11 protein-coding genes are annotated in these 10,105 nt (G+C 66.4%); 7 read left to right on the plus strand and 4 right to left on the minus strand.

The features are described 5' to 3' along the window. The first annotated feature begins 44 nt into the window (after window positions 1-44). The 6 genes from AC07X5_RS28420 to AC07X5_RS28445 all read left to right on the plus strand — a co-directional run bounded on the left by AC07X5_RS28420 (window position 45) and on the right by AC07X5_RS28445 (window position 5,209). On the plus strand, window positions 45-1,346 hold the full coding sequence (locus AC07X5_RS28420; protein WP_494772853.1) for an ABC transporter substrate-binding protein: 1,302 nt from the start codon (window positions 45-47) through the stop codon (window positions 1,344-1,346). Between the two features lie 174 nt (window positions 1,347-1,520). Then, a complete protein-coding gene (locus AC07X5_RS28425) occupies window positions 1,521-2,435 on the plus strand; it encodes an ABC transporter permease (RefSeq protein ID WP_494772854.1) in 915 nt (304 codons plus the stop codon). Window positions 2,436-2,475: 40 nt separating this feature from the next. Next, entirely contained in the window at window positions 2,476-3,369 is an 894-nt protein-coding gene (locus AC07X5_RS28430) for an ABC transporter permease (RefSeq protein WP_494772855.1), read from the plus strand. Between the two features lie 21 nt (window positions 3,370-3,390). Further along, the gene (locus tag AC07X5_RS28435) at window positions 3,391-4,203 is read left to right on the plus strand and encodes a GntR family transcriptional regulator (RefSeq protein ID WP_494772856.1); all 813 of its coding nucleotides are present in this window, start codon (window positions 3,391-3,393) and stop codon (window positions 4,201-4,203) included. Between the two features lie 5 nt (window positions 4,204-4,208). Further along, the gene (locus AC07X5_RS28440) at window positions 4,209-4,955 is read left to right on the plus strand and encodes an aspartate/glutamate racemase family protein (RefSeq protein ID WP_494772857.1); all 747 of its coding nucleotides are present in this window, start codon (window positions 4,209-4,211) and stop codon (window positions 4,953-4,955) included. Window positions 4,956-4,996: 41 nt separating this feature from the next. Then, the gene (locus tag AC07X5_RS28445) at window positions 4,997-5,209 is read left to right on the plus strand and encodes an AbrB/MazE/SpoVT family DNA-binding domain-containing protein (RefSeq protein ID WP_494772858.1); all 213 of its coding nucleotides are present in this window, start codon (window positions 4,997-4,999) and stop codon (window positions 5,207-5,209) included. Between the two features lie 21 nt (window positions 5,210-5,230). On the opposite strand, the gene AC07X5_RS28450 is transcribed toward AC07X5_RS28445, so the two are convergent. Genes AC07X5_RS28450 through AC07X5_RS28465 form a run of 4 tightly spaced genes read right to left on the minus strand, consistent with a single transcriptional unit; the run spans window position 5,231 to window position 8,720 of the window. Continuing rightward, complete coding sequence (locus AC07X5_RS28450) at window positions 5,231-6,151, minus strand: dioxygenase family protein (protein WP_494772859.1); 921 nt, start codon at window positions 6,149-6,151, stop codon at window positions 5,231-5,233. A 53-nt stretch (window positions 6,152-6,204) separates the two neighbouring features. Next, window positions 6,205-7,191, minus strand: coding sequence for a tripartite tricarboxylate transporter substrate binding protein (locus tag AC07X5_RS28455; RefSeq protein ID WP_494772860.1), 987 nt, complete (start codon window positions 7,189-7,191; stop codon window positions 6,205-6,207). 40 nt (window positions 7,192-7,231) lie between these two features. Next, a complete protein-coding gene (catC, locus tag AC07X5_RS28460; protein ID WP_007861970.1) occupies window positions 7,232-7,507 on the minus strand; it encodes a muconolactone Delta-isomerase in 276 nt (91 codons plus the stop codon). 16 nt (window positions 7,508-7,523) lie between these two features. Next, window positions 7,524-8,720 (minus strand): muconate cycloisomerase family protein, encoded by a 1,197-nt coding sequence (locus AC07X5_RS28465; protein WP_494772861.1) that lies wholly within the window; start codon window positions 8,718-8,720, stop codon window positions 7,524-7,526. Between the two features lie 146 nt (window positions 8,721-8,866). Here AC07X5_RS28465 and cynR point away from each other — a divergent pair, with 146 nt between their 5' ends. Then, entirely contained in the window at window positions 8,867-9,733 is an 867-nt protein-coding gene (gene cynR / locus AC07X5_RS28470) for a transcriptional regulator CynR (RefSeq protein WP_494772862.1), read from the plus strand. Window positions 9,734-10,105: the final 372 nt, after the last annotated feature.

The following is a 10,105-nucleotide window of genomic DNA, read 5'->3' on the forward strand; positions in this document are numbered from 1 at the left end:
GTCCGTTTCCAACCCCTCCACTTCGCAAACCAAGGAGCTTTCCCATGTCCGACGACTCTCGTGCTGATTCCCCTGCTGCTGCCGTTGCCTCCGAAGCCACTGCCGGCGTGCAGCGCCGCTCGCTGCTCAAGGGCACGGCGGGCATCCTGGCCGCCGGCGTGTTCCCGGCCGTGCACTCGCAGGAAAAGATCGTGCTGCGCTACCTGGGCACGGCCGTGAACCAGGACAAGGCGATTGCCGAGAAGTTCAAGGCCGACACCGGCATCGAGATCCAGTACGTGGCCGTGACCACGGACGATGTGACCAAGCGCGCCGTGACCGCGCCCAACAGCTTCGATCTGATCGACACCGAATACTTCTCGCTCAAGAAGATCGTGCCCACGGGCAACCTCAAGGGCATCGACACCAAGCGCATCAAGAACGCCGACAAGATCACCACGCTGTTCACCACCGGCATGGTCAACGGCAAGGCCGTGGGCGACCAGGGCACGGCGCCCAAGAAGGTGATCTACCTCGAAGGCGAAAAGTCCAAGAAGTTCGCGGCCGCGCCCACGCAGTTCATGTCGCTCATCCCCACCGTGTACAACGCCGACACGCTGGGCATCCGCCCTGACCTGATCAAGCGCCCCATCAACTCCTGGGCCGAACTGCTCAACCCCGAGTTCAAGGGCAAGACCGCGATCCTGAACATCCCCTCCATCGGCATCATGGACGCCGCCATGGTGGTCGAGGCCATGGGCATCTACAAGTACCCCGACAAGGGCAACATGACCAAGAAGGAGATCGATCTCACGATCAAGACCCTGATCGAGGCCAAGAAGCAGGGCCAGTTCCGCGCGCTGTGGAAGGACTTCAACGAGTCGGTGAACCTGATGGCTTCGGGCGAGGTGGTGATCCAGTCGATGTGGAGCCCGGCCGTGACCGCTGTGCGCACCAAGGGCATTGCCTGCAACTTCCAGCCCCTGAAGGAAGGCTACCGCGCCTGGGCCGCCGGCTTCGGCCTGCCTGCCACCCTGTCGGGCAAGAAGCTCGATGGTGCGTACGAGTTCATCAACTGGTTCCTCGATGGCTGGGCCGGTGCCTACCTGAACCGCCAGGGCTATTACAGCGCCGTGCTGGACACCGCCAAGTCCAAGATGGAAGCCTACGAGTGGGCCTACTGGATGGAAGGCAAGCCCGCCACGCAGGACATCAAGAGCCCCAACGGCGACGTGCTGGCCAAGGCCGGTGCCACGCGCGATGGCGGCAGCTACGAGTCGCGCATGGGCGGTATTGCCTGCTGGAACGCGCTGATGGACGAGAACAACTACATGGTCCAGAAGTGGAACGAGTTCGTCGCGGCGTAAGAAGCACCCCCTGAGTCGCTTCGCGCCTTCCCCCTCTCTCATATTGCTTCGCAATCTGGGAGGGGGACGCCCCCAGTGCGGCGGGGCGGCCCTTGCACGGGGGCACTGGCTTTTTTGCAGCGCCAGTTTCAACAGCTGGCGTGTAGCGCAACGAGTATCGAGATAGCAAACACCATGAGCACCACCACCACGCCGACCCTGCCGGCCAGCGCCATTCCCGGGCGCGGCATTGCCGCCTGGTGGCAGGCGGCGCCGTTCACGCTGGTGTTCGTGCTGTTCTTCCTGGTGCCGCTGGCGTTGATCGTGATGGTCAGCTTCTGGGACTTCAACGAGTACGAGCTGCTGCCGGGCTTCACGTTCAAGAACTACATCTCCATCTTTGCGGGCTGTGGCGATGCGTCGGAGGGCTTGTGCGTCACGCTCAAGACCTACTATTCCACGCTCAAGTTCAGTTTTCTGGTGTGGCTGATCACGCTGGTGATCGGTTTCACCGTGGCCTATTTCCTGGCCTTCCATGTGCGTTCCTCGGGCATGCAGACACTGCTTTTCGTGCTGTGCACCATTCCGTTCTGGACCTCCAACGTGATCCGCATGATCTCGTGGGTGCCGCTTTTGGGGCGCAATGGCCTGGTGAACCAGGGCCTGGTGGGCGCGGGCCTGGTGGACCAGCCGGTGGAGTGGCTGCTGTTCTCGGACTTCTCGGTGGTACTGGCCTTCGTGCACCTGTACACCATGTTCATGATCGTGCCCATCTTCAACAGCATGATGCGCATCGACCGCAGCCTCATCGAGGCCGCCAGCGACAGCGGCGCCAGCGGCTGGCAGACGCTGTGGAACGTGATCATCCCGCTGTCGCGCACCGGCATCATCATCGGCTCCATCTTCGTGATCACCATCGTCATGGGCGACTTCGTGACCATCGGCGTGATGGGCGGGCAGCAGATCGCCTCCATCGGCAAGATCATCCAGGTGCAGACCTCGTACCTGCAGTTTCCGCTGGCCGCGGCCAACGCCGTGATCCTGCTCGCGGTGGTGCTGATGATCATCTGGGGCCTGACAAGGCTCGTGGACATCCGCAAGGAGCTGTGATGACCGCGTACACCGCCGACAACCTGCACAGGACCCACGCATGACCACCCGCATCCGCGAATCCCGCCCCGCCAGTTTCTGGATCCTGGCCATCGTGTTCAGCCTGTTCGTGCTGTTCATGTACGGGCCCATGTTCGTCATCTTCATCCTGAGCTTCCAGGGCCCCGAGGGCGGGCTGACCTTCCCGATGCGCGGCCTGTCGCTGCACTGGTTCGGCAAGCTGGCCGAGGGCCTGGGCGTGGTGGACATCGGCGCCGCGCTGTGGCGCTCCCTCGGCCTGGGCGTGGCGGTGATGCTGTGCACGGTGGTGCTTTCGGTGCTGGCGGGCCTGGCTTTTCGCAAGCGGCTGGCGGGCGGCAACACATTGTTCTTCATCGTCGTGGCCAGCCTGATCATGCCGTCCATCATCGTCTCGCTGGGCATCGGCCTGGAGTTCCGCCTGGTCGATACCGCCATCAAGTCCGCCCTCGAATGGCTGGGCATGGAAAGCACGCTCGAAGGCTATGGCACCTCGCTGGGCCTGTTCACCTCGGCCCTGGGCGCGCACCTGACCTGGACGCTGCCCTTCGGCCTGCTCATCATGTTCGCGGTGTTCAACCGCTTCAGCCCCTCGTACGAAGAGGCGGCGCGCGACCTGGGGGCCACGCCCTGGCAGGCCTTTGCCCATGTGGTGCTGCCGCTGATCGCACCCTCGGTGGTGGGCATCGGCATGTTCGGCTTTACGCTCAGCTGGGACGAGATCGCCCGCACCTCGCAGGCCATCGGCGACGTGAACACCTTGCCGCTGGAGCTGCAGGGCCTGACCAGCACCGTGACCACGCCCTCCATCTACGCGCTGGGCACGCTGACCACGGTGGTGTCCTTCGTGGTCATGGGCATCACCTTGGTTCTGGTGTGGGCCTTGGGCCAGCGCAAGAAAGGGCGGGCCGGCTGAGCCGCACGCCATGAGACTCCCATGCGCATCCGAGCCGACGATTCCATCATGACCGCCGCCCCCAAGCCCCGGCGCCGTGCTGCTGCGGCAACGTCCCCCGAGCCCGCCGACCTGCCTGCCGACAGTGCTGCAGCCACGGGCGGCCTGCTCAGCGACAACGACATGTACGAGCGCATGGTCTCGGCCATCCTCGACCACCGGCTGCCACCCGGCACCAAGCTGGTAGAGGACAAGCTCGCAGCCGCCTTCGGCGTGTCGCGCACGCGCGTGCGGCCGGTGCTGGTGCGCCTGGCCAACGAGCAGGTGGTCACGCTCACGCCCAACCGCGGCGCCTCCATCGCCCAGCCCACGCCCCAGGAGGCGCTCGAAGTCTTCGAGGCCCGCCGCCTGCTGGAGCCGCGCCTGGTGGAGCTGTTCATCGCCAACGCCACCGACGAGCACATCGCCGCGCTGCGCACCTGCATCGACGATGAAGAGGCTGCGCGCGCCAGCGGCGACATGCGCCGTGCCATCCGCCTGTCGGGCGACTTCCACCTGCACATCGCGCAGGCCGCCGGGCACCAGACGCTGGGGCGCATCCTGCGTGAGCTGGTCTCGCGCACCTCGCTGATCCTCATGACCTACAGCCCCAGCCATGCGCGCGAGCGCGAGGAGGCGACGGCCTGCGGCTGCCGCGAGCACCGCGCGCTGATCGACGCCATCCGCCTGCGGGACGCGAAGGAGGCCGCGCGCCGCATGCTCGACCACCTGGCGCGCATCGAGTCGCAGCTGGAGTTCACCCCGCCCGCAAGCGAGGCGCCGGATCTCATGAGCCTGCTGGGAATGGCGGGCTGAGCAGCATGCGCCATCTGCTGGTCATCAATCCGAACACTTCGCCCAAGGTCAGCGCGCTGCTGCAGCGCCACGTGCAGGCTGCTGCGGGATCGCATGTGGTGGTGCGCACGGCCACCGCACGTTTTGGCGCCCCCTACATCGCCTGCGAGGCCAGCTACGCCGTGGCCGCGCATGCCGCGCTCGATGCCTGGGCGCTCGATGTGTCCACCCAGCCTTCAGCGCCGAGCGCCGTGCTCATCGGCTGCTTCGGCGACCCGGGCCTGATGGCGCTGCGCGAGAGCAGCCCCGTGCCTGTCACCGGCCTGGCCGAGGCCTCTTTCATCGAGGCCGCACGCCACGGCCGCTATGCCATCGTCACCGGCGGCGAGCGCTGGGGCCCCATGCTGCAGCGCCTGGCCCAGGCCCTGGGCCATGCCCATGCGCTGGCCGGCATCCACACCGTGGCGCCCACGGGCGCCCAGCTCGCGGCCGATCCCGTGGCCGCCCGCGCCCTGCTGGCCCAGGCCTGCCGCGACGTGGTGCGCCAGATGGGCGTGCAGTCCGTCATCCTGGGCGGTGCCGGCCTGGCCGGCATGGCTGCGGCCGTGCAGTCGCAGGTCAGTGTGCCCGTGATCGACAGCGTGGTCGCCGGTGCCCACTGGGCCCTGCGCGCCAACGCCGTGCCGCCTGAGCGCAGTGCGGCGGCGTTCGATGTGGCGTGGGAGGGGTTGTCGGCGGAGATGGGGAGGCTGGGTTTTCGACCTGGCCAATGAGCCTGTTTGACATGGCCTGCGTAGCGCGCTAGTGTGCCGCCATGGCAGTTGCTCCTGCAAAACACTATGCACTTTCACTGGTCGAGGCGGAAGACTCGTTGGCAGCCATCTTTCCCGATGAACTGTTGTCCCATTTGCAGCTCAAGGTCGGCGATGAAATCTACGTGACCGAAGGTGACGACGGTAGTCTGATCATCAGTGCAAAGAAGCCAGACCCCGGTGCACACAACGTGCTTCAGGATCTGACTGGGTAGTGATGCGGCGGGCGCCGACTTTCAACCCGGCGTAGCCACCCGCTCCATGCGTGTCAGCGGCAGTGCCTCGTCCTCATTGGCGGCCCTGGGCAGCACGAAGTTGAACACCGAGCGCGTGAACGGTGCCGTGATGCCCAGGGACTCATAGCCCTGGGGCGCCACATTGCGCTCCAGCGAAACGATCAGCCCGTCGCGCGTGGCAAAGGCGAAGTCATCGTCGATGTAGCTGTCGCCCGGAATGTTCACCTGCGTGGTCAGCGTGCGCATGCCGGGCGCCGCCACCAGGAAGTGGATATGCGCGGGCCGCTGGCCATGGCGGCCCAGGGCGGCGAACAGCTCGGCCACCGGCCCGGTCGGTGGGATCGCATAGCCCGGTGGCAAAAAGCTGCGAAAGCGGTAGAAGCCCTTGGCATCGGTCTCGATGCGCCGGCGCAATTCATAGGGCTGCATGCCCGGAAAGAAGTGCGAGTAGCCGCCTTTCTCATTGGCATGCCACACATCGACCATGGCATGCGGCACAGGGTGGCCATCGAGGTCCAGCACCTGGCCTTCCATGATGAAGACCTCGCCCTTGGGCTCGCCCTCGTCCAGGCGCACCTCGACCTTGGCGGTGGGGGCACCGGCAACGAACAGCGGCCCTTCGATGGCGCGGGGCGTGCCGCCTTCGCGGCCGGCCTTCTGGTCTGCCTCGTCGGCGCGGATGTCGAGCAGGCGGTCAAAGCCCAGGCCCGCCGTGATCAGGCCGGTCTGCCCCGCGGCGCCCAGGCGCGTGAGCCAGGCGGTGGCGGCCCAGAACTCGTCGGGGGTCACGTCGAGCTCGTCGATGGTCTTGAACAGGTCGGTGACGATGCGCTCGGTGAGCTGGCGCACGCGCGGGTTGCCGGGGGCGATCTTCTTCGTGTTGACCAGTGCGAGCAACTGGGCCTGGGTGAGTTCTGCCATGTTCTTGTCTCCTCTGTGGGGTGGTTCGTGGGAAAGAATTGCCGGGGTGTTGCTCAGTCGAGCTTGATGTGGCGTTCGGCGATCAATTTCGCCCAGCGCTCCGACTCGCGTGCCAGGTGGGTGGCCAGTTCAGCAGGCGTGGAGCCCACGGGCTCGGCGCCGATGGTCTCGAAGCGGGCCACCACATCGGGCTGCTTCATCGCATCGCGCAGCGCGGCGTTGAGCTTGTTGACGATGGGCGCGGGCGTGCCGGCCGGCATGAACACCGCGAACCAGGGCGAGACCTCGTAGCCCGGCAGGCCCGCCTCGGCCAGCGTGGGCACGTTGGGCAGGGTGGCCGAGCGCTTGGCCGTGGTCACGCCCAGCGCGCGCAGCTTGCCCGACTGGATATGCGGCCGCGCCGAGGTGATGCTGTCGAACATGTAGTTGATCTGCCCGCCCAGCAGGTCGGCCACGGCCGGGCCGCTGCCCTTGTAGGGGATGTGCAGCATGTCGATCTGCGCGAGCGAGTTGAACACCTCTCCCGCCAGGTGGATGGACGTGCCGTTGCCGGCAGAGCCGTAGGTGAGCTTGCCCGGTGCCTTGCGCGCGGCGGCGATCACGTCGGCGGCGGTCTTCACGTCGGGCTGGGTGGCATTGGTCACCAGCACGTTGGGCACCACGGCCAGCAGGCTCACGGGCGCGAAGTCCTTGATGGGGTCGTAGGAGAGCTTGCCGTACAGCGGCTTGTTGGTGGCCATGCCGATGGAAGTGATCATCAGCGTGTAGCCATCGGCCGGCTGCTTGGACACGAACTCGGCACCGATGTTGCCGCCCGCACCGGCCTTGTTCTCGATCACGAAGGGCTGGCCCAGCGCCTGGCCGGCTTTCTCGCCCAGGGTGCGGGCGATCGCGTCCATGGCACCGCCGGGCGGGAAGGGCACGACCCAGCGGATGGGCTTGTTCGGCCAGTTGGTGCCGGGGGCCTGGGCATGCGCCGTGGGCAGCACCGCCAGCATGGTGGTTGTGGCCAGCAGGGCCAGCAGATGTTGTCGCTTCATTCGTGTCGTCTCCGGTTCTTCTCTTTGGCGGGGGCTGCTGTCAGATGGCCGAGGGGTGCTTGGCCAGTGGCGTCACGGAGATCTTCATGAACGGGAACAGCGGCAGTCCCTGCAGCAACTGGTGCAGTTCGTCGTTGGAGGCCACGTCGAAGACGCTGTAGTTGGCGTACTCTCCCACCACGCGCCAGATATGGGGCCAGCGGCCGTCGCGCTGCAGCTCCTGGGAGTAGGCCTTTTCGCGGGCCTTGATCTCGTTGGCCTGCTCGGCAGGCAGGTCGTGGGGGATGTGCACATCCATGCGTACGAGGAACAGCATGTGGGGGTCTCCTTGTTTAAGCGGTGGTGGTGGCCTGGCGGCCCAGGTCGATGTGCAGGGGCGCCTTGCCTGCGAGCGCGCGGTCGAAGCGGTCGAGCTGCGCGAGCGAGACCTCCACCCCGAAGCCCGGGCCATCGGGCAACTGCAGGGCGAAGTCGGTGATGGGCATCTGGTTCTCCACAATGTCATCCACCAGCAATTGCGGGCCGAACAGCTCGCAGCCATGGTGCTGGCTGCCCAGGGTGGAGAACACGTGGGCCGACGCGGCACTGCCCAGCGAGGTCTCCAGCATGGTGCCGCCGTACCAGCCGATGTCGGCCGCCTCGGCGATCGCCGCCACCTTGCGCGTGCGCAGCAGGCCGCCGTGCTTGGCGACCTTGAGCGAGAACACATGGCAGGCCTGGCCGCGCGCCAGCGCCATGGCGTCCTGCGGGGTGCACACGGTCTCGTCGGCCATGATGAGGGCGCCGCGGCCCAGCGTGGCGGTCAGCTCTTTCAGGGCCTCCACATTCCAGTGGGCCACGGGCTGCTCGATCAGCGTCACGCCGGCCTCCACCAACTGCGGCAGGTAGCGGCGCGCGGTGTTGCCGTCCCAGGCCTGGTTCACGTCCACCGTCAGCGTGGCACGGCCCGCCAGGCCCCGGGCGATCTGGGTCACGTGGGCCACATCGTCGGCCGGGGCGTTGGCGCCGATCTTCATCTTGAAGATATGGTGGCGGCGCTGCTCCAGGCGCAGCTGGGCTTCCTGCAGGTCGCGCTCCACATTGCCGCTGGCAAGCGTCCAGGCCAGGGGCAGGCTGGTGTGCACCTTGCCGCCCAGCAGTTGCCAGGCCGGCAGGCCCAGCGTTCGGCTCACAGCGTCGATGAGGGCCATCTCCACGGCGCTCTTGGCAAAGGCATTGCCCTTGCAGGCCTTGTCCATGCGCGCCAGCGCGGCCTCGAAGCCGCCGGCGCCCTGGCCGCGCAGGGCGGGTGCGAGGTACTGGGTGATGGCGTGCTGGATGCTCTCGGGCGACTCTTCATTCCACGAAGGGCCGCCAATGGTGGCCGCCTCGCCGAAACCGCAGGCCCCGTCGGCCAGCCACAGCTGCACGATGACCGGGCTCTGGCGGCTGATGGCACCGAACGAGAGCTTGTGCGGGCGGATGGTGGGGATGTCCAGGATGCGCGCTTCGATGCGCTCGATGGTGAAACCACCGGGGTGGTTGGTCATGGGGCAGGCCTTCGGTCGGTAAGCGGGAAACGGTTCAATCAATCAAGGCGAAGGTTAGTTTTTGCCCGCCGGCAAATCCAATGATTCATTTTCAACGCATCGTTCGATATCATCGATGGGTTTGCTGCTACCCCCAGAATGCTTTCATGGAAATCCGCCAGCTCCGCTATTTCCTCGACATCGCGCGCACCGAGCACCTGACGCAGTCGGCGCAGAACCTGTTCGTCACCCAGTCCACGCTGTCGCACGGCCTGCGCCAGCTGGAGCAGGAGCTGGGCGTGGCCCTGTTCGACCGCTTGGGCCGCGGGCTCAAGCTGTCGCAGGCGGGGGTGGCCTTTCGCACCTACGCCGCGCGGGCCCTGCAGGAGATCGAGGCCGGGCGCATGGCCCTGGCCGACATGGGGGCGCTGGAGTCGGGCTCGCTCACCGTGGGGGTGATCCCGACCTTTTTGCACACCCTGGTGCCTGCCGCAGTGGCCGCGTTCAGCAGCGCGTACCCGCGCGTCAACGTGGTGGTGCGTGACTTGCGGGCCGGGCCCATCGAGGAGCTGTTGGTGGAGGGGCAACTGGATGTGGGCATCGCCTTCTACCCCACCGAACGCGAGGAGATCGAGACCGAGCCGCTGTTCGAGGAGCGGCTGCAGTTGGTGGTGAACCGGGCGCACCCATTGGCTCGCCGCCGGACTCTGGCGTTGAAGGATTTGGCTGGCGTGCCTTTGGCCATGTTGCCGCGGGCGTTCACTACCCGCCGTCTCATCGATGACAACCTGCGGGCTGTGGGGGTGGTGCCGGTGGTGCGGGTGGAGATGGAGTCGGTGGAGGGCTTGCTCGATGTGTGCCGGTGGGGGGATCTGGCGAGCATTGCGCCTGAACGTGCTGCCCTGCAGGCGGCCGACCTGCATGCCATCAATCTGCATTCGCCTGGGATGGTGCGGCATGCGGGGATTTTGTGGCGCAAGGGGGCTTCTCGGAGTCGGGCGGCTTTGGAGTTTGCTGCTTTGTTGAGGCCTTGATTGTTGGTTGTGGTTGCTTCTGTTTTTGGGTTGAGGGCGGAGGCCGGGGTGTGCGCCCGGCGGCGCAGTAACTTTCTCTTGAGTCGCCAAGAGAAAGTCACCAAAGAGAAGGCGACCCCCAGTCTGCGTCCCCCGTACGCCCTGTCGGGCGAACGGGGGCAACCTGCGATGCTCGGGCCTGGGGTGGTGCCGCAGAACTCGCTGCATTCTTCGAACTTCGCTCAAACAGCTGCGGCAAGTCAGTTCACGAAGCGTGTGTGTCCTTCGGCACACACGCCCACCCCAGCCCCTGCGCTTCTCGGCGCAGCCAGCAGGGGTGGGGAGCGGGGACAAACACGGCTGCTGCTTCGCAGCTGCGCCTTGGGTCGGGGA

It is taken from the genome of Acidovorax sp. GW458-11-26-14-TSB4 (genome assembly GCF_059423865.1).

Coding starts and splice junctions, on each gene's coding strand:
- AC07X5_RS28425 (WP_494772854.1), top strand. CDS start 1,521: ATGAGCACCACCACCACGCCGACCCTGCCGGCCAGCGCCATTCCCGGG.
- AC07X5_RS28440 (WP_494772857.1), top strand. CDS start 4,209: ATGCGCCATCTGCTGGTCATCAATCCGAACACTTCGCCCAAGGTCAGC.
- AC07X5_RS28455 (WP_494772860.1), bottom strand. CDS start 7,191: ATGAAGCGACAACATCTGCTGGCCCTGCTGGCCACAACCACCATGCTG.
- AC07X5_RS28445 (WP_494772858.1), top strand. CDS start 4,997: ATGGCAGTTGCTCCTGCAAAACACTATGCACTTTCACTGGTCGAGGCG.
- AC07X5_RS28450 (WP_494772859.1), bottom strand. CDS start 6,151: ATGGCAGAACTCACCCAGGCCCAGTTGCTCGCACTGGTCAACACGAAG.
- cynR (WP_494772862.1), top strand. CDS start 8,867: ATGGAAATCCGCCAGCTCCGCTATTTCCTCGACATCGCGCGCACCGAG.
- AC07X5_RS28465 (WP_494772861.1), bottom strand. CDS start 8,720: ATGACCAACCACCCCGGTGGTTTCACCATCGAGCGCATCGAAGCGCGC.
- AC07X5_RS28420 (WP_494772853.1), top strand. CDS start 45: ATGTCCGACGACTCTCGTGCTGATTCCCCTGCTGCTGCCGTTGCCTCC.
- AC07X5_RS28435 (WP_494772856.1), top strand. CDS start 3,391: ATGCGCATCCGAGCCGACGATTCCATCATGACCGCCGCCCCCAAGCCC.
- AC07X5_RS28430 (WP_494772855.1), top strand. CDS start 2,476: ATGACCACCCGCATCCGCGAATCCCGCCCCGCCAGTTTCTGGATCCTG.
- catC (WP_007861970.1), bottom strand. CDS start 7,507: ATGCTGTTCCTCGTACGCATGGATGTGCACATCCCCCACGACCTGCCT.